Origin of the sequence: Pseudocitrobacter cyperus, from assembly GCF_039889165.1 — a bacterium.
Lineage (GTDB): Bacteria > Pseudomonadota > Gammaproteobacteria > Enterobacterales > Enterobacteriaceae > Pseudocitrobacter > Pseudocitrobacter cyperus.
The window spans coordinates 257,850-277,049 of the sequence record NZ_JAYMYY010000005.1; the positions used below are offsets into that span (position 1 = coordinate 257,850).

Annotated in this window: 12 protein-coding genes; 8 read left to right on the forward strand and 4 right to left on the reverse strand. The window is 55.3% G+C overall.

What is annotated here, in order from left to right; genetic code table 11:
* The 5 genes from bcsZ to VSR74_RS17110 all read left to right on the forward strand — a co-directional run bounded on the left by bcsZ (window position 1) and on the right by VSR74_RS17110 (window position 10,008).
* Window positions 1–1,107 (forward strand): cellulose synthase complex periplasmic endoglucanase BcsZ, encoded by a 1,107-nt coding sequence (gene bcsZ, locus VSR74_RS17090; RefSeq protein ID WP_347795957.1) that lies wholly within the window; start codon window positions 1–3, stop codon window positions 1,105–1,107.
* Window positions 1,089–4,577, forward strand: a complete 3,489-nt coding sequence (gene bcsC / locus VSR74_RS17095; RefSeq protein WP_347795818.1) for a cellulose synthase complex outer membrane protein BcsC — start codon at window positions 1,089–1,091, stop codon at window positions 4,575–4,577. Before bcsZ ends, bcsC begins: the two co-directional genes overlap by 19 nt.
* 266 nt (window positions 4,578–4,843) lie before the next feature.
* Complete coding sequence (hmsP, locus tag VSR74_RS17100; RefSeq protein WP_347795819.1) at window positions 4,844–6,847, forward strand: biofilm formation regulator HmsP; 2,004 nt, start codon at window positions 4,844–4,846, stop codon at window positions 6,845–6,847.
* A gap of 157 nt (window positions 6,848–7,004) precedes the next feature.
* Entirely contained in the window at window positions 7,005–8,291 is a 1,287-nt protein-coding gene (locus tag VSR74_RS17105) for a dicarboxylate/amino acid:cation symporter (protein WP_347795820.1), read from the forward strand.
* A 229-nt stretch (window positions 8,292–8,520) separates the two neighbouring features.
* On the forward strand, window positions 8,521–10,008 hold the full coding sequence (locus VSR74_RS17110; RefSeq protein WP_347795821.1) for a M16 family metallopeptidase: 1,488 nt from the start codon (window positions 8,521–8,523) through the stop codon (window positions 10,006–10,008).
* Window positions 10,009–10,145: 137 nt separating this feature from the next.
* Here the strand turns inward: VSR74_RS17110 and kdgK are convergent, their stop codons facing one another.
* On the reverse strand, window positions 10,146–11,075 hold the full coding sequence (gene kdgK / locus VSR74_RS17115; RefSeq protein WP_347795822.1) for a 2-dehydro-3-deoxygluconokinase: 930 nt from the start codon (window positions 11,073–11,075) through the stop codon (window positions 10,146–10,148).
* A gap of 198 nt (window positions 11,076–11,273) precedes the next feature.
* Here kdgK and pdeH point away from each other — a divergent pair, with 198 nt between their 5' ends.
* Complete coding sequence (gene pdeH, locus VSR74_RS17120; protein ID WP_347795823.1) at window positions 11,274–12,047, forward strand: cyclic-guanylate-specific phosphodiesterase; 774 nt, start codon at window positions 11,274–11,276, stop codon at window positions 12,045–12,047.
* 88 nt (window positions 12,048–12,135) lie between these two features.
* Window positions 12,136–14,172 (forward strand): AsmA family protein, encoded by a 2,037-nt coding sequence (locus VSR74_RS17125; RefSeq protein ID WP_411914265.1) that lies wholly within the window; start codon window positions 12,136–12,138, stop codon window positions 14,170–14,172.
* A 134-nt stretch (window positions 14,173–14,306) separates the two neighbouring features.
* On the opposite strand, the gene VSR74_RS17130 is transcribed toward VSR74_RS17125, so the two are convergent.
* From VSR74_RS17130 to VSR74_RS17140, 3 genes are all read right to left on the reverse strand, one after another.
* Window positions 14,307–15,629, reverse strand: coding sequence for an MFS transporter (locus VSR74_RS17130; protein ID WP_347795825.1), 1,323 nt, complete (start codon window positions 15,627–15,629; stop codon window positions 14,307–14,309).
* Between the two features lie 272 nt (window positions 15,630–15,901).
* Window positions 15,902–16,930, reverse strand: coding sequence for an inner membrane protein YhjD (yhjD, locus tag VSR74_RS17135; protein ID WP_347795826.1), 1,029 nt, complete (start codon window positions 16,928–16,930; stop codon window positions 15,902–15,904).
* Window positions 16,931–16,981: 51 nt separating this feature from the next.
* Window positions 16,982–17,881 (reverse strand): LysR family transcriptional regulator, encoded by a 900-nt coding sequence (locus VSR74_RS17140; RefSeq protein WP_347795827.1) that lies wholly within the window; start codon window positions 17,879–17,881, stop codon window positions 16,982–16,984.
* A 119-nt stretch (window positions 17,882–18,000) separates the two neighbouring features.
* Here VSR74_RS17140 and VSR74_RS17145 point away from each other — a divergent pair, with 119 nt between their 5' ends.
* The gene (locus VSR74_RS17145) at window positions 18,001–18,759 is read left to right on the forward strand and encodes an SDR family NAD(P)-dependent oxidoreductase (protein WP_347795828.1); all 759 of its coding nucleotides are present in this window, start codon (window positions 18,001–18,003) and stop codon (window positions 18,757–18,759) included.
* Window positions 18,760–19,200 lie beyond the last annotated feature (441 nt).

Below are 19,200 nucleotides of genomic sequence, written 5' to 3' on the forward strand. Positions count from 1 at the left end.
ATGAAAAGCATACGCTGGATAGTTTTGCTGTTAGCGCTGGGCACGATGGTACAGACCCAGGCGGCCTGTACCTGGCCTGCCTGGGAGCAATTTAAAAAAGACTATGTCAGTGCCGAAGGGCGCGTCATCGACCCGAGCGACGCGCGTAAAATTACCACTTCGGAAGGACAGAGCTATGCGCTGTTCTTCGCGCTGGCGGCCAATGACCGCGAGATGTTCAGTAAGCTGTTCGACTGGACGCAGAACAACCTCGCGCAGGGCGACCTGAAAGCGATGCTGCCCGCCTGGTTATGGGGCAAAAAAGAGGACAATACGTGGACGGTTCTGGATACCAATTCCGCTTCTGATTCTGACGTCTGGATTGCCTGGTCGCTGCTGGAGGCCGGGCGTCTGTGGAAAAATACGCAGTACACCGAGACCGGGAAAGCGCTTCTCTCGCGTATTGCCCGTGAGGAAGTGGTTAATGTACCGGGGTTAGGCTCGATGCTGCTGCCGGGTAAAGTGGGTTTTGCCGAAGCGAATAGCTGGCGGTTCAACCCCAGCTATCTGCCGCCACAACTGGCCAGCTACTTTACCCGCTACGGTGCGCCGTGGACTACTCTGCGCGAAACGAACCAGCGCCTGCTCATTGAAACCGCCAGCAAAGGCTATGCGCCGGACTGGGTCAATTTCGAGAAGGGGAAAGGCTGGCAGAAACAGAGCAAAACGCCTTTAGTGGGCAGCTATGACGCTATTCGCGTCTATCTGTGGGTAGGGATGATGCACAACAGCGACCCGCAAAAAAATCGCCTGTTAACCCGTTATAAACCGATGGCGGCGCAGACCGCCCGGGAAGGCGTTCCGCCGGAAAAAGTCGACACCCTGACAGGGAAAGTGACCGGCAATGGCCCGGTCGGTTTCTCCGCCTCTCTGCTGCCGTTTTTACAGGACAGAGACGCGCAGGCCGTTCAGCGCCAGCGCGTGGCTGACAACTTCCCTGGCGCCGACGCCTATTACAGCTATGTCCTGACCCTCTTTGGCCAGGGCTGGGATCAACACCGTTTTCGCTTCAGCGCCCGCGGTGAATTACTACCTGACTGGGGCCAGGAATGCGCAAGTTCACACTAAGTCTACTCACACTCTCGTTAAGCATGACGCTGGTTCCGGCGAGTTTCGCCGCGCCATCGGCGCAGGAACAATTGCTGAATCAGGTAAGGCTGGGGGAATCCAGCAAGCGCGAAGATATCGTGCAGCAGTCCCTTTATCGCCTGGAGTTGATCGACCCGAATAACCCACAGGTTCTGGCCGCGCGTTTGCGCTACATGTTACGCCAGGGGGATACCGCCGGGGCGCAGAAACAACTGGAACGGCTGAAAGCGCTGGCGCCCAACTCTACGGAATACAATGCCTCGCGAACGGAGATCTTGCTGAACTCCGCCGATGGCCGCCAGGCATTGCAACAGGCGCGATTGCTGGCGACCACCGGGCATGCGGAAGAAGCCCTCGCCGCCTACGAGAAAGCGTTTAGCGGGCCGCCGCCGGACGGCGATTACGCGGTGGAGTACTGGACAACGGCGATGAAAATCCCGGCGCGCCATAACGATGCGCTCTCCCGCCTGCAAAAACTCAATCAGCAGATGCCGGGCAACGTCACGCTCCAGTCGACGCTTGCGCGAACTCTGCTTGCTGACAATCGCCGCGACGACGCTTTTGCCGTTCTTGAACAAATGGCGAAATCCTCCAGCGGGCGCAATGAAGCGGCCGATCTCTGGCTCAATGCGATTAAAGATCAGCCGCCGAGCCAGGCCAGCGTGCAGTCGCTTCAGCGCTACCTGCAGGTGTTCACCACCGGCGAGCAGGCGGATAGCGCCCGTGGCTTGTTGGCCGATCAGCAGAAAACGCTATCCGACCCGGCAGTCCGGGCGAAGAGCGAAGCCGCAGCGGCGCTGGCGTCGGGCAATGCCGCGTCGGCTATCTCTGAATTGCAGCGCGCGGTCTCGTCAAACAATAAAGATGCCGACGCCATTGGTACTCTGGGGGAAGCTTATTCTCAGAAGGGCGATCGCGCGCGCGCAGTGGCGCAGTTGCAAAAAGCCATCGCGCTTGATCCGCAAAACAGCAGCCGCAGTAAGTGGGACAGCCTGCTGAAAACCAACCGCTACTGGCTGTTGATCCAGCAGGGTGATGCGGCGCTGAAAGCCAATAACCCGCAGCAGGCGAAAACCTTCTATCAGCAAGCGCAGCGGGTTGATAACAGCGACAGCTACGCCATTCTTGGCCTGGGGGATGTGGCGGCGGCGCGCAAAGATTATCCGACCGCGGAAGGCTACTATAAGCAGACTCTGCGGATGGACAGGGATAACAATCTTGCCGTGCGTGGCCTGGCGAACGTTTACCGGGCGCAGTCTCCGGAGCGAGCGACCGCTTACATACAAACCCTATCCGCCGCCCAGCGGCGGAGTATTGATGATATCGAACGTAGTCTGACCAACGAGCGTCTGGAGCAGCAGGCCGAAGAGCTGGAAAGCAAAGGCCAGTGGGCGCAGGCGGTGGAAGTGCAGCGTCAGCGTCTGGCGCTGAACCCGGACAGCGTATGGGTGACTTATCGACTGGCGAAAGATCTCGACAGCGCCGGGCGGCGCGGCGAGGGTGATACCTTGATGCGCAATCTGGCGCAAAAACAGGCCAAAGACCCGGATCAGGTTTACGCATACGGGCTCTATCTCTCCAGCACCGATCGTGATGACGCGGCGATTTCGCATCTGGCGACGCTGCCGCGAAGCCAGTGGAACAGCAATATTCAGGAACTCTCCGATCGTCTGGAAACGGCGCAGCTTATGCAGCAGGCCAATAGCCTGCGCGATGGCGGGCAGGAAGAGCAGGCGATTGCGTTGCTGAAAAAACGGCTGCCGTCTGCCCGTATTTCCCTGACGCTGGCGGACTGGGCGCAGCAGCGTGGCGACTCAGCGCAGGCCATTGCGCTCTACAATGACGTTCTCGGCCAGGATCCGCAGAACGAAGACGCGCGACTGGGGCTGGCGGAACTTTACCTGGTTCAGGGCGATAAAGACAAGGCTCGCGCGCAGTTGGCGCAGATACCGGCGTCGGACGAAGCGCTATCGATGGGCATGCAGCGTCGCGTGGCGCTGTTACAGTCTGGCCTCGGTGAAAACGATAAAGCGCGCAATAGCTTTAATTCACTGGCGCAGCAGGCGAAAGCCCAGCCGCCGTCAATGGACAGCGCGCTGGTGCTGCGCGATGCCGCACGTTTCCAGGCGCAGGATGGCAACCCGCAGCAGGCGCTGGAAAGCTATAAAGATTCGATGGTGGCGACCGGTATCACGCCGACGCGCCCTCAGGATAACGACACCTTTACCCGCCTGACGCGCAATGATGCCAGCGACGATTGGCTCAAGCGTGGCGTGCGTAGTGATGCCGCCGATCTCTATCGTCAGCAGGATCTTAACGTGACCCTGGAGCACGATTACTGGGGCTCCAGCGGCACCGGCGGGTACTCCGCGCTGAAAGCGCACACCACCATGTTGCAGGTGGATGCGCCACTCTACGATGGCCGCATGTTCTTCCGCTCCGACTGGGTGGACATGAATGTTGGCAGTTTTTCGCGCAACAGCAACGGCAGCTACTCGCAGGACTGGGGTACCTGTGGGATTAAAGACCACAGTTGTCACGGCGGCGCGAGTTCTAACGACAATGGCGTCAGCATGGCGGTGGGCTGGAAAAATGACACCTGGAGCGGTGATATCGGTACGACCCCGATGGGCTTCAACGTGGTGGATGTGGTCGGCGGCCTGAGCTACAGCAGCAGCCTTGGCCCATTTGGTTATACCCTGGAAGGACATCGTCGACCGATATCCAGCTCCTTACTGGCCTTTGGTGGTCAGAAGGACAACAGTAAAGATGGTCACACCGGGAAAAAATGGGGCGGAGTACGTGCCGACGGCGGCGTGTTGAGTATGAGTTACGACAAAGGCGAGGCCAACGGCGTCTGGGCATCGCTGGGGGCGGATCAGCTTACCGGTAAAAATGTGGAAGATAACTGGCGTGTGCGCTGGATGACCGGTTACTACTACAAAGTGATTAATGAAAACAACCGCCGGGTAACGGTCGGTCTGAACAATATGATTTGGCACTATCAGAAGGATCTGAGCGGCTATACCCTGGGTCAGGGTGGATACTATAGCCCGCAGGAGTATGTGTCGTTTGCCGTGCCAGTGACCTGGCGTCAGCGCACGGAAAACTGGTCGTGGGAGCTGGGTGGCTCGGTGTCCTGGTCGCATTCACGTACCAAATCGCAGGCCAGCTATCCTCTGATGAATCTGGTGCCGCCGGACTGGCGTGAAAATGCCAGCCAGGACAGCAGTGATGGCGGCAGCAGTCAGGGCTTCGGTTATACCGCGCGGGCGCTGGTGGAGCGGCGAGTAACCTCAAACTGGTTCGTGGGCGCGGCGGTGGATATTCAGGAAGCGAAGGATTACACCCCAAGCCATGCGCTGCTGTATGTGCGTTATTCGGCGGCGGGTTGGCAGGGCGATCTGGATATGCCGCCTCAGCCGCTTATTCCGTATGCGGACTGGTAATATAAAAGGCTAAATTCATCGACAACTGTCACGTAATCCATCCTCTTAGCGTATAATCGGCCCGCGATACGTCATATTTTGTTACGTTATTGCGGGCTTTGTCCTGTTTTGTTGCGCATCTGATATCTGCACAGTATGGCGTTGCGCTCGCTGTTGCGGATTGTCGTTTTTGTCGGCCTGTACCTTTTCGGTCATCTTTTGACTTTGTCATCGACCTCGTTATTCTCAATGACGGGCAGTGCGTTAAGTATTAGTGGAGAATCCTTTTGCGCGTTAGCCGTTCACTTACAATCAAACAAATGGCAATGGTTGCAGGTGTAACCATGGTGTTCGTGTTTGTCTTTTGTTTCATTCTGCTGTTCCATTTTGTGCAGCAAAATCGCTATAACACCGCCACGCAATTAGAAAGTATTGCCCGCTCCGTTCGCCAGCCCCTCTCTGCGGCGATACTCAAAGCTGATATCCCGGAAGCCGAGACGATTCTGGGGCGTATCCAGCCGTCAGGGATTGTCAGCCGGGCCGATGTCGTCCTGCCTAATCAGTTTCAGGCGCTTCGCATGAGCTTTATCCCTGAACGCCCGGTACCGGTGATGATCACCCGTATCTTTGAACTGCCGGTGCAGATATCGCTGCCGCTCTATTCGCTGGAACGGCCCGCTAACCCGCAGCCACTGGCCTATCTGGTGCTGCAATCCGATTCCTATCGGATGTATAAATTCGTGATGAGCGCCCTTGCGACGTTAGTGACTGCTTACTTACTTTTGGTGCTGATCCTCACCGTTGCGCTGACGTGGAGCATTAACCGTTTGATCGTGCGCCCGTTGCGCACTATCGCCAATGAACTGAACGATATCTCACCGGAAGAGCGTGTCGGGCACCAGCTATCGCTGCCGCGCCTGCACCATGATGATGAGATTGGCAAAATGGTGCGCAGCTACAACCGTCACCAACAGCTTGCCCTGCGCCAGTACGACGAACTTTGCAGCCGCTCGACCCGCTTCCCGGTGTCGGAACTCCCCAACAAAGCCTTCTTACTGGCTCTGCTTGAGCAGACTGTTAGCCAGAATAAAACCACGGCATTAGTTATGGTCGCCTGCGAAACCCTTCAGGATACGGCAGGCGTGCTGAAGGAAGAGCAGCGTGAAATGTTGCTGCTGACGCTGGTCGAGAAGTTGAAACAGGTGATTTCACCACGCATGGTGCTGGCGCAGGTCAGCGCCTATGATTTCGCCATTCTGGCTGAAGGCGTGACCGAACCGTGGCATGCCATCACATTAGGTCAGCAAGTACTCACTGTCGTGAATGAACGCCTGCCGTTGCAGGGCATTCAGCTTCGCCCGACGGCCAGCATCGGTATTGCGATGTTTGAAGGCGGCCTGAGTGCGGAGCAACTCTACCGTCGCGCTATTTCGGCTGCCTTCAGCGCCCGCCGCAAGGGTAAAAATCAGATTGAGTTTTTTGACCCTGAGCAGATGGAGAAAGCGCAGAAACGCCTGACCCAGGAGAGCGATATTCTCTCGGCGCTGGATCATCATCAGTTCGCGGTCTGGCTACAGCCGCAATTCGACACCGCGACCGGCAAAGTGTGCAGCGCGGAAGTCCTGCTTCGTCAGCAGCAGGTCAATGGCGAATGGGAACTTCCCAATGACCTGATTGAAACGATTGAGTCCTGTGGGCTGATGGTGACGGTGGGGCATTGGGTGCTGGAAGAGGCCTGTCGGTTACTGTCGGCGTGGCAGAAGCGCGGCATTATGCTGCCGCTGTCGGTCAATCTCTCGGCGCTGCAACTGATGCACCATAAGATGGTGCCGGATATGCTGGCGCTGCTTGAACGTTATCGTATCGCGCCGGGAACGCTGGTGCTGGAAGTGACAGAAAGCCGCAGCATTGACGATCCGAAAGCCGCGGTGGCGATTCTGCGCCCGCTGCGCAACGCCGGCGTGCGTATTGCGCTGGATGATTTTGGCATGGGTTACGCCGGGCTTCAGCAGTTGCAGCATATGAAGTCGCTGCCGGTGGATATCCTGAAAATCGATAAGCTGTTTGTCGACACTCTGCCGGAAGACGCCTGCATGGTGGCGGCGATTATCCAGTTAGCGCGTAGCCTGCATCTGCGACTGGTGGCGGAAGGCGTTGAAACACAGGAGCAGTACGAGTGGCTGAAATCGGAGCAGGTTGATGTCCTGCAAGGTTTCCTCTTTGCGCGCGCTGTTTCCCCTGAGGTCTTTGAGCAGGATTACCTGCCCAATATCACGGTGCAACCGGGTTGAAAATGAGTGAGCCGTTGTGCGAAGTAGCTCAAGGTTTTTAACAATTCAGTTGCAAATGCAGCTATAAATATTTCAGTTATGTTTCGTGGGTGTTATTTTGAGGTCACAAGTTGGGTAATCCCCTACCTGGTTTGTGGTTTTATCTTAAGGACATCCTATGAAAACCTCTTTCTTCAAAAGCCTCTATGTGCAGGTTCTGACAGCCATCGTTATCGGTGTGCTGTTGGGCCACTATTACCCTGAGTTAGGTGCACAAATGAAACCGCTTGGCGACGCGTTCGTTAAGCTGATTAAAATGATTATCGCACCGGTTATCTTCTGTACCGTCGTCACCGGCATCGCCGGTATGGAAAGCATGAAGGCGGTAGGGCGCACCGGTGCGGTGGCGCTACTCTACTTCGAAGTGGTGAGCACCATTGCGCTGATTATCGGCCTGGTGATTGTTAACGTGGTGCAACCCGGCGCGGGTATGAACGTTGACCCGGCGAGCCTGGATGCGGGCGCGGTTGCGGTATACGCTGAACAGGCGAAGGATCAGGGCATTGTCGCCTTCTTGCTGGATGTGATCCCCTCAAGCGTGATTGGCGCGTTTGCCAGCGGCAACATCCTCCAGGTGCTGCTGTTTGCGGTGCTGTTTGGTTTTGCATTGCACCGTCTTGGCAGTAAAGGGCAACTCATTTTTAACGTCATTGAGAGCTTCTCGCAGGTTATCTTTGGCATCATCAACATGATCATGCGCCTGGCGCCGATAGGGGCTTTCGGGGCAATGGCCTTCACCATCGGTAAATACGGTGTGGGCACCCTGGTGCAACTTGGCCAGTTGATCATCTGCTTCTACATCACCTGTATTCTGTTCGTGGTGCTGGTACTCGGTTCTATCGCCAAAGCGACAGGGTTCAGCATCTTCAAGTTCATCCGCTATATTCGTGAAGAATTGCTGATTGTACTGGGTACATCTTCCTCAGAGTCGGCGCTGCCGCGTATGCTGGATAAGATGGAGAAACTGGGGTGCAAGAAATCGGTGGTGGGGCTGGTTATTCCGACAGGATACTCGTTTAACCTGGATGGCACGTCCATTTACCTGACGATGGCGGCGGTGTTTATCGCCCAGGCGACGAACAGCCACATGGATATTTTCCATCAAATCACTCTGTTAGTCGTGCTGCTCCTCTCCTCTAAAGGGGCGGCGGGTGTCACCGGGAGCGGGTTCATCGTGCTCGCGGCAACTATCTCCGCCGTTGGGCATTTACCGGTCGCGGGCCTGGCCCTGATTCTGGGTATCGACCGCTTTATGTCGGAAGCGCGCGCCCTGACTAACCTGATTGGTAACGGCGTGGCGACGATTGTGGTCGCGAAACGCGTTAAGCAACTTGACCAGCAACAACTGGATGATGTGCTGAATAATCGTACTCCGGCCAATAAATCGCACGAATTATCCTCTTAAATCCTCAACTTAAGCCCGCACTCCCTTGCTGGAGTGTGGGCTCCTGCGCATAATTAGGCGGCGTTGCTTATTGCATGCATCGACGTCATGCTATCGTAAGACATTATTTTTCGTAGCGATGTGACGTTTTGACGATCGTGTGGTCAAACAGACGTGTTTACGACATTCTTTTAGGCAACCACGACGTGTGGATTGCCTTTGTAACCAGGAACGTTCATCAGGGGTTCACATGCAGGGCACAAAAATTCGACTCTTAGCTGGCAGTTTGCTGATGATGGCAACAGCGGGTTATGTGCAGGCAGAGGCGCTACAGCCCGATCCCGCCTGGCAACAGGGTACCCTGGCTAATGGTTTTCAGTGGCAGGTTCTTTCCACGCCTCAGCGTCCCAGCGACCGCGTTGAAATCCGGCTGGTGGTGAATATCGGCTCGCTCTCTGAGAGTGCGCAGCAAACTGGCTATAGCCATCTCATTCCCCGTATTGCGCTGACGCAAAGCGGAAGCTTACAACCGATGCAGGCTCGCTCATTGTGGCAGCAGGGCATCGACCCGAAACGGCCGCTACCGCCGGCAATCGTTTCCTATGATTACACTCACTTCAATTTAAGCCTGCCGAATAACCGCACGGACTTACTGAAAGAGTCTCTCTCGTGGCTTGCCAGCGCGGGCGGTAATGTATCCATTACGCCAGAGACGGTGGAGCATGCCATCAATACCCAGGATATGGTCGCCACCTGGCCGCAGGATACGAAAGATGGCTGGTGGCGCTACCGTCTGAAAGGTTCCACTATGCTGGGGCACGACCCAGCCGAGCCGCTGAAACGCCCGGTGGATGCCGAGCAGGTGAAGGCGTTCTACCAGAAATGGTACACGCCGGACGCCATGACGCTGATTGTGGTTGGTAATGTCGATAGCCGCACAGTAGCGGAACAAATCAACAAAACCTTCGGGGAACTGAAAGGAAAACGTGAAACGCCGGCGGCTGTGCCGACGCTTTCACCGCTGCGCCCGGAAGCGGTCAGCATCATGAGCAATAACATTAAGCAGGATCGCCTGTCGCTGATGTGGGATACCCCATGGCAACCGATTCGCGAGTCTGCGGCGATGTTACGCTACTGGCGTGCCGACCTCGCGCGCGAAGCGCTGTTCTGGCATGTTCAGCAGAAGCTGAGCAAAAACAACGCGAAAGACATTGCGCTGGGCTTCGATTGCCGGGTGCTGTATCTGCGCGCGCAGTGTTCTATCAACCTGGATTCGCCGGGCGAGAAGCTCAATGGCAATCTCGGTGTGGTCGCCAAAGAGCTGGCTGAAGTACGTGATAACGGCCTGCCTGTCGAAGAGTTTGACGCGCTGATAGCGCAGAAAAAACTCGAACTGCAAAAGCTGTTTGCGACCTATGCGCGCACCGATACGGATGTGCTGATGAGTCAACGTATGCGCTCGTTGCAAAATCAGGTTGTTGATATCGCGCCGGAGCAGTATCAGCAGCTCCGCCAGAACTTCCTCGAATCGTTGACGCTTGACATGGTGAACCAGGATTTGCGCGGGCAACTGTCGCAGGATATGGCGCTGATTTTACAGCAGCCAACCGGTGAGCCAGAGCACAACATGAAAGAACTGAAGGCCGCCTGGGATAAAGTGATGGCAGCAACCGCGACGGCTGAACCGGTCAGCGGTGATGATGTGCGTCAGGAAGTGTCGGATATTCCGCCACAGTAACACAACCCTCACCCCTCACCCTGCCCTCTCCCCATAGGGGAGAGGGTGATGTTTGGTGCAATATTTACGCTTTGTGCTCGATCTGTTCCCTCTCCCCTATGGGGAGAGGGTTAGGGTGAGGGGTAAGGGGTTCGCCCTTAAGCCGGCATCGCCTCACGCGGGATAATCGCGCCGCGATACTGAATCACGGTGCTGGCAGTCTGGTGGCCGCGCTTCGCTGCCGCTTCGGCATCGCCGCCGGTTAAACGCACCGCCAGGTAGCCCGCGCTGAAGGAATCCCCCGCCGCCGTGGTATCCACCACTTTCTCTTTCGGCAGTTTCACCGCCGGAACATCAAGGAGCGGTTGCCCAACAATCGCCACCAGGCAGGAGTCGGCGCCGCGTTTGACCACCACTTCCTGCACGCCAGCCGCATGAGTACGGGCAATCACCTCTTCAACCGGCTTCTCGCCCCACAGCGCGTCTTCGTCATCCAGCGTCAGGAAGGCGATATCCGTGCATTCCAGCATCTGCTGGTAAACCTGTTGCGTCTCTTCTTTGCTGGCCCACAGACGCGGACGGTAATTGTTGTCAAAAATAACTTTCCCGCCGTTGGCGCGGCATTCACGCAGCAGAGAGAGCAATTTTTCGCGGCTTGTCGGGCTTAAAATCGCCAGGCTGATACCGCTCAGATAGAGATAGTCAAAGGTGGCCAGCTCTTCACAAATTGTGGCGGCTTCTTCGCTCTCCAGCCAGAATTTAGCGGCGGCTTCATTACGCCAGTAGTAGAACGTGCGTTCGCCCGTTTCATCAGTTTCGATGTAGTAGAGACCCGGCATACGGTTGTTCATTCGCTGAATCAAACCGGTTCCGACGTTTTCTGCTGTCCATGCGTCAAGCATTTGCTGGCTGAAAGTATCGGTGCCCAGCGCAGTGACGTAATCAACATGCAGCGCGGCGGCATCAACCTGGCGTGCGATATAAACAGAGGTATTTAACGTATCGCCGCCGAAGCCGCGGGTAACGTCTGCGCCTTTCTCGGACAGCTCAATCATGCATTCGCCAATCACGGCAATTTTTTTAGACATAGTCGTGAACCTGATCTGAATCGGAATATTAGCGCTAGTGTGCGCTGCGCTGTTTTAGTGGTCAACTATATTAAAACAACGTTCCATTAATTTTTTGAGCTAGCGCGTGTTAGCGTAAATTTTTGCGTATAAAGTTCTCCATTTCGCCGCCGATAACCTTCTGACGAGTTCCATTCGACCCTCTAACAGGAAGCTGAAATGAAGTTAACGTCGGTCATCCCGCAGTTGAGCATTCCTGCGCCAGGTATCGCGGGTTTGCAAACGCAGCGCTACTGGCTGGAGTGTGAACGCGTCTACACTTACCAGCCCATCTACACCATCGAAGGTCGCCTGATGGCGATTGAAATCCTCACGGTGGTGACACACCCTGCTCATCCGCACCAACGCATTGCTCCCGACCGTTATTTCTCTGAGGTTCCCGTCAGCCAACGTATTACGGTATTAAAAGAACAGTTACAAATGTTGGTTTTGAAACAGAGTTTTTTTATTCAAAATCAAATCCTTGCATCGGTAAATGTCGACGGCCCCACGCTGATGGCAATGCGTCAGGATCCCGCGCTTAAAGCGCTGATTGAGCCGATCGACTGGCTGCGTTTCGAACTGGTCGAGCATACGCGCCTGCCGCAGGAGTCTTCGTATGCATCAATCTGCGAGTTTGGCCCGCTGTGGCTCGATGATTTTGGCACCGGCATGGCGAACTTCTCGTCGCTGAGCGAAGTGCGCTACGACTACATCAAAGTGGCCCGCGATCTCTTCGTCATGTTGCGTAAAACCCCCGAGGGGCGAAACCTTTTCACCCTGCTGCTGCAATTGATGAACCGGTACTGCCGCGGCGTTATCGTGGAAGGCGTCGAAACGGAAGAGGAGTGGCAGGATGTACAGGAGTCACCCGCGTTTGCCGCCCAGGGCTACTTTCTTTCCCGCCCGGTGCCGATGAAAACCCTTGATGATGTGGTGATTGCATTTTCCTGAATTTTACCGCTCTCTTCTCCCTCAGCTATCTTTATGAGAGGTGAGGAATTTCACAAAAGGAGCGAGCGTGACGAAATTAAGCAAGGCGATTGCCATCACCGCAGGGGTATTAGTCTCCCTGATTATCCTGCTGTTGGTTATTATTGCGACCTTCGACTGGAACCGACTGAAGCCAACCATCAACGAAAAAGTCTCTGCAGAGCTGCATCGGCCTTTTGCCATACGCGGCGATCTTGGCGTGGTGTGGGAGCGTCAAAAACAGGAAACCGGCTGGCGTAGCTGGATACCCTGGCCGCATGTGCATGCTGAAGACATCATGCTGGGCAACCCGCCGGATATCCCGGACGTCACTATGGTGCATCTCCCGCGTGTAGAAGCCACGCTGGCTCCGCTGGCGCTGCTCACCAAAACCGTCTGGCTGCCGTGGATCAAACTGGAACAGCCAGATGCGCGCCTGATCCGACTCTCTGAGAAGAACAACAACTGGACTTTTACCATCGGTGATGGCAAGGACGAGAAAAACGCCCAGCCTTCGGCGTGGTCGTTCCGTCTGGATAACATTCTGTTTGATCGCGGGCGTATTACCGTGGATGACAAAGTGAGTCAGGCGGCGATTGAGATCCTGGTTGATCCGCTGGGCAAGCCGTTACCGTTCAGTGAAGTCACGGGCAGCAAAGGAGAGGGGGATAACGCAAAGGCCGGGGATTATGTTTTCGGTCTGAAAGCGCAGGGGCGCTATCGTGGCGAGCCGCTTACCGGTACCGGTAAAATTGGCGGCATGCTGGCGCTGCGTGGTGACGGACAGCCTTTCCCGGTGCAGGCCGATTTCCGATCTGGCAATACGCGGGTGGCGTTTGTCGGTGCGGTGAATGATCCAATGAAAATGGGCGGAGTCGATCTTCAGCTCAAATTCTCCGGTGATTCCCTGAGCGATCTCTACGATCTCACTGGCGTGCTGCTGCCCGATACGCCGCCGTTTGAGACGGATGGTCGGCTGAAAGCAAAAATTGATAGCGAAACCTCCTCAGTCTTTGACTATCGTAATTTTAACGGGCGTATCGGCGACAGCGATATCCACGGTTCGCTGACCTACACCACCGGGAAACCGAGGCCTAAGCTTGAGGGCGACCTGGAGTCGCGCCAGCTACGGTTGGCAGATTTAGGCCCGCTTATCGGCGTCGATTCAGGGAAGGGCGCGCAGAAAGCGAAAAATTCGGAGGCGCGTAAGGGGGAATCGACAATACAGCCAGCCGATAAAGTGTTGCCTTACGACCGTTTCGAAACGGATAAATGGAATGTGATGGACGCGGATGTACGCTTTAAAGGGCGACGCATCGAGCATGGCAGCACGCTGCCAATAAGCGATCTCTCCACCCATATCATCCTGAAAAATGCGGATCTGCGTTTACAACCGATCAAACTGGGGCTGGCGGGTGGCACCATCAGCGGCAATATTCACCTGGAAGGCGACCGCAAACCGATGCGCGGACAGGCGGATATTCAGGCGCGTCGCCTGAAGCTGAAAGAACTGATGCCCAACGTCGAGCTGATGCAAAAAACGCTCGGTGAAATGAACGGTGATGCGCAGTTCCGCGGCACCGGAAATTCGGTGGCGGCATTGCTCGGCAACAGTAATGGCAACCTGAAGCTGCTGATGAATGATGGCCTGATTAGCCGTAACCTGATGGAGATCGTTGGGCTCAACGTGGGTAACTTTATCGTCGGGCAAATCTTCGGCGACGATGAAGTGCGGGTAAACTGTGCGGCGGCGAATCTCGATATTGTCAACGGCGTGGCGCGTCCACAGATTTTTGCCTTTGATACGGAAAACGCGCTGATTAATGTGACCGGTACAGCCAGCTTTGCCTCTGAGCAGCTTGATTTGACGATTGACCCGGAAAGTAAGGGGATTCGTATCATCACCCTGCGCTCACCGCTGTATGTGCGCGGCAGCTTTAAGAACCCGCAGGCGGGGGTGAAAGCCGGGCCATTGATTGCCCGTGGCGCGGTGGCTGCGGCGCTGGCGACGCTCGTCACGCCAGCGGCGGCGCTGCTGGCGTTGATTTCGCCGTCAGAAGGGGATGCAAATCAGTGCCAGACCATTTTGTCACAGATGAAGCATTGATGTTGGATGGTGCGCGCTGGTGCCCTCACCCCGGCCCTCTCCTACAGGGAGAGGGAGAAAACCGCACATGCCTCGCTATTGGCACCATCGGTTCCCTCTCCCGGCGGGAGAGGGTTAGGGTGAGGGGGCATGTTTTACAACGCCTGATGCTTCGTCTCATGGGTCAGCAGCAGCGCAATCAGCGTCAACGCCGCCATCGCTGCCAGATAGACGCCTACGTAGTACAACCCGTAGCTGCCCTGTAACCAGGCCGCGATATACGGCGCAACCGATGCGCCAAGAATCGACGACACGTTATAGGAGAAAGACGCCCCGGTATAACGCACTTCCGTCGGGAACAGCTCCGGCAGCAGCGCGCCCATCGGGCCAAAGGTCAGCCCCATCAGGCTCAGGCCGATCAACAGGAACAGCATAATCAGCGATGGCTCACCGGAACCCAGCAGCGGCCGGAAGAAGAACAGAGCGAACAGAATAATCATCGATGTGATAACAATCATGCTGGAACGGCGACCAAAGCGGTCAGCCAGCAGCCCGGCAATCGGCACCATCACGCCAAAACCGATCACCGCCAGCATCAGCATCCACAGCACTTCATTACGCGGCAGCCCCAGGCCGTTCGGTGCAGCAGCGGTGCTATAGCTCATTGAGTAAACCGTCATAATATAAAACAGGGTATAGGTTGCCAGCATGATAAAGGTGCCGAGAACCGTCACGCGCATATGTTTGGTCAGCAGCGTGCCCATCGGCACTTTCACCTGTTTTTTCGCCGCGGCGACTTTGGCGAATACCGGGGTTTCATGCAGCGATACGCGCACGTACAGGCCAATAATGACCAGTACTGCGGAGAAGATGAACGGCACACGCCAGCCCCAGCTCATAAACTGCTCGTCGCTGAGTAACCAGGAGAGCAACAGGAAAGTGCCGTTAGCGAAGAAGAAGCCAATTGGCGCACCCAGTTGTGGGAATGAACCATACAGCGCGCGTTTTCGCGGCGGAGCGTTTTCCGTCGCCAGCAGCGCCGCGCCGCCCCATTCACCGCCCAGCCCTAACCCCTGACCAAAACGCGCCAGCGCCAGCAGCATCGGCGCCAGAATGCCAATGCTTTCATAACCCGGCAGCAGGCCAATGATGACGGTGGAGATCCCCATCGTCAGTAGAGAGGCAACCAGCGTGACTTTACGCCCGACGCGGTCGCCGAAGTGACCGAACAGCGCGGAGCCAATTGGGCGTGCGACGAAGGCAATGGCAAAAGTCGCCAGCGACTGGAGTGTCGCCGCCGCCGGGTCGCCCTGCGGGAAGAAGATATGCGGGAAAACAATGACCGCGGCAGTGGCGTAAATATAGAAATCGAAGAACTCAATGGCGGTGCCGATGAGTGACGCGACGACAACTTTATTGCGCGAGTTAACCGGCGTGATGTCTTGTTCGTTATCGAGTGTTGTGGCGGTAGCTTGCATAGTCTTTTCTTATTTTATAGCGAACGAAAGGCCATATTAGACATAGCAAAATCGACATTTCAATCTGTAACAGACCGGGTTGATGCGTGAAAAAACGGCAAAAAGTGAATAGTTTTTAAGCCAGCGAAATCGCTTCTATGAAATGCTTCACAGAATTTACACGATAGTGGATAAAACTGGTTTTTGGTTAAAAAAAAGTTACCAACTGGATTTATCTGCTGAAATGATGGATCGGGCTGAAATTTTGCATTTTCATTCAGCCCGATTTTAATTTAGCGGTGGGTTTTACCCGGCATGCGCGGGTCATCTTTGTACTGGGCGGTGGCTATCCATGCAGCACAGAACAGCGTTAAGCGGGCAAAGAAGTAGAAGAACGCCATCAGCCCCAGAACCGAACCAAATGCCGCGCCAGAAGGTGATTTCACCAGCGCAGGCAGGGTCCAGGTCATGATGATTTTAATCACCTCAAAGCCAATCGCCGCGATGAACGTGCCGCGAATCAGCGCTTTTTTGCGCGGGCGATGGCGTGGGAGTCGCCAGAAGATCCAGAAGAAGAGCAAATAGTTGGCGAAAATGGAGATGGCCAGGCCAATCAACCGCCATGCGGGTTTCAGCCATTCGATGCTGTCCAGGTAGAGGGCTGAAATAATCATCTGCTGTGCGGCGCCGGAAACCGACGTGATCGACAGTGTGACAATCAGAGCGACAAGCAGGCCAATCAGCGAAACAAAATCACGCAGATACTTAATCCAGATTTTCTCCTGATCCTGCGGCGTGCGTTCCCAGACATCGCGCGACTGGGCGCGAATCGCCTCGCGCAGGTTGCCCATCCAGTTAACCCCGGAATAGAGCGCCACCGCAAGCCCGACTAAACCGACGGTAGTACGCTGCTGCACGGCGGTATTGATGGTGCTTTTTAGCGTGGCAGCAAGCGTCGGGTCGCTGACGTTGGTGAGGATTTTATCGAAGATATCCTGCAGAAGCGTTGGGTGTGAGGCGAGGATAAAACCCCCCGCGGCAAACGACACCATCAGAATCGGGATCATCGACAGGAACGAAAAGTAGGTGATGGCTGCGCCAAACTGATTACCCAAACGATCGTTAAAGCGCTCGGCAGCGCGGAGCAAGTGGGCGATGATCGGCTGCTGCTGAATCTTTTGCGCGGTATGAGTCACTTTATTGAGTGCCTGCGCGGCTTTACCGGGCTCTTCGGGTGCCCGATGTTCTTCGGTATCGATAGGTTTGATGGGGTCGTGCTCCAGTTCCTGAGTAGGACGTTTTACGTCATTTTCCGGCGTCATCAGGTCGGTTTTCCTTTTCTCTTGTTTACTATCACTAAATTATAGACTCTGCTAATCAACGTACTCTTTCATCACCTCAGTTAACCATTCCATAAAGAGATGCACGCGGCGCGACAGATTACGGCGATGGGGATAAATCAGCGATACCGGCATCGGCTCCGCACGGTATTGCGGCAGGATCTCTACCAGCTTGCCGCTGCGCAACGCTTCCCGTACTCCGACGCGCGGTACCTGAATAATACCGAGCCCGGCAAGGCAGGCGGCATGATAGGTTTCAGTGCTGTTCACCGTTAGCATGCCGCCGGTATTCACCCAGCGCGTGGTGTTATCAATCACCACTTCAAACCCCTGCGGGCGCACGCCGAGACTGGTGGCGTAATGCACCACCGCGTGATCGTCGAGATCCTCCAGCGACGCGGGATAACCGAATCGTGCCAGATAATCCGGACTGGCGCAGTTTACCACCGTCAACTTGCCGAGCGGCCTGGCGATTAATCCGGAATCTTTCAGATGACCCACGCGTACCACACAGTCAAACCCTTCGCGGATCACATCAACCAACCGGTCGCTGCTGCTCAACTCCAGCTCAATACCGGGGTAGTTCTGCAAGAATGTCGGTAATCGCGGGATAACCAGGTTTCTGGCAACGCCGACCGGCATGTCCACGCGCAGGCGTCCGCTCACGCTGCTGGGGTCGCTCTGGAACAGGCTGTCGAGTTCCTCCAGATTGCTGAGCAAATCTTTGGCGCGTTCGTAGTAGACCATCCCGTCCTGCGTCATCTGAACACGGCGTGTGGTGCGGTGCAAAAGGCGGCAGCCGAGCTGATTTTCCAGCGCCTGTATCTGGCGCGATACGCTACCTTTAGGAAGACCGAGGGTATCGGCGGCGCGCGAAAAACTCTCCAGTTCCGCCACGCGGATGAACAATTGCATTGCGTGAATTTTATCCATCCTGACACCTTATTGTTGTTGTAAGTGAGACAGTGAAGCGCAATAAACCATATTTATTGTTCTTTTAGCACCTAATAAGCTTGTTCTCAACGCACAAACCATCTGAAGTGAGGTTTACCATGACGCAACGTATCGCATTAGTGACCGGCGGCAGCCGTGGGCTGGGTAAAAATGCCGTATTGAAGCTGGCAGCCCAGGGAACAGATATTATTTTTACCTACCATAGCCAGCAACAAGCCGCGCAGGATGTGGTAAATGAAATTCAGCAAACAGGCGCGAAAGCGGTGGCATTACAGCTTAACGTCAGTGATATTCATGATTTTGAACGCTTTGCTGAACAGGTGAAACAGGCACTGAAAGAGACGTGGCAACGCGACACGTTTGATTATTTAGTGAACAATGCCGGAATTGGCATCAACGCGCCGTTTGCCGAGACGACGGAAGCGCAATTTGATGAATTATTGAACATCCAGTTTAAGGGGCCATTTTTCCTGACTCAGCGCCTGCTGCCGCTAATAAAAAATGGCGGGCGCATCCTTAATGTTTCGACGGGGCTCGCACGCTTTGCGCTACCGGGGTTTTCCGCTTATGCGGCGATGAAAGGGGCGATGGAGGTGCTGACGCGCTACCAGGCGAAAGAGCTGGGCGCGCGTGGTATTTCGGTGAACATCATTGCACCCGGTGCGATCGAGACTGATTTTGGCGGTGGTAGCGTGCGCGATAATGAACAGGTGAATCAGTACATTGCATCACAAACTGCGCTGGGGCGCGTGGGTATGCCGGATGACATCGGCGACGCGATTGCCGCACTGCTGAGCGATAAGCTCGGCTGGATGAACGCCCAGCGGGTGGAGGTTTCCGGGGGGATGTTTTTGTAGGGGGAGCCCCTCACCCCCGGCCCTCTCCCCAAAGGGGAGAGGGCGAAAACCTGTGCAGAGATTGGCAATGTGCACAATCATTCCCTCTCCCCTTTGGGGAGAGGGTTAGGGTGAGGGGAACCCAACAACGTATGCTATTCCACACCTGGTAACACTCAACTCTTCTCACCGTCTTTTCTTTATTTCCGCCATCGCGCTATTCTTTTGGAAAATTAATATTCATCCCGCTGAAGATTATATTAAGGATTTCCTTAAGTGTAATGTAATAAATAATATGAATAAGTAATACTCTCCCTCTGGGTGTAATCATTCATAATAAAAATGTTTTTTATTATCACTTCCCTCAGTAGAATAGCCCAGGCCAAACAGCGAGTTCTTATTTACCTTCGCTAGTAATACCCTTCACACTTCAATGTGTTAGGTCAACTTTTCTGATGAGGA

Bases quoted from the DNA above. Each gene is read 5' to 3' on its own strand.
- bcsZ (WP_347795957.1), top strand. From the start codon at position 1: ATGAAAAGCATACGCTGGATAGTTTTGCTGTTAGCGCTGGGCACGATG.
- bcsC (WP_347795818.1), top strand. From the start codon at position 1,089: ATGCGCAAGTTCACACTAAGTCTACTCACACTCTCGTTAAGCATGACG.
- VSR74_RS17105 (WP_347795820.1), top strand. From the start codon at position 7,005: ATGAAAACCTCTTTCTTCAAAAGCCTCTATGTGCAGGTTCTGACAGCC.
- VSR74_RS17110 (WP_347795821.1), top strand. From the start codon at position 8,521: ATGCAGGGCACAAAAATTCGACTCTTAGCTGGCAGTTTGCTGATGATG.
- kdgK (WP_347795822.1), bottom strand. From the start codon at position 11,075: ATGTCTAAAAAAATTGCCGTGATTGGCGAATGCATGATTGAGCTGTCC.
- pdeH (WP_347795823.1), top strand. From the start codon at position 11,274: ATGAAGTTAACGTCGGTCATCCCGCAGTTGAGCATTCCTGCGCCAGGT.
- VSR74_RS17130 (WP_347795825.1), bottom strand. From the start codon at position 15,629: ATGCAAGCTACCGCCACAACACTCGATAACGAACAAGACATCACGCCG.
- yhjD (WP_347795826.1), bottom strand. From the start codon at position 16,930: ATGACGCCGGAAAATGACGTAAAACGTCCTACTCAGGAACTGGAGCAC.
- VSR74_RS17140 (WP_347795827.1), bottom strand. From the start codon at position 17,881: ATGGATAAAATTCACGCAATGCAATTGTTCATCCGCGTGGCGGAACTG.
- VSR74_RS17145 (WP_347795828.1), top strand. From the start codon at position 18,001: ATGACGCAACGTATCGCATTAGTGACCGGCGGCAGCCGTGGGCTGGGT.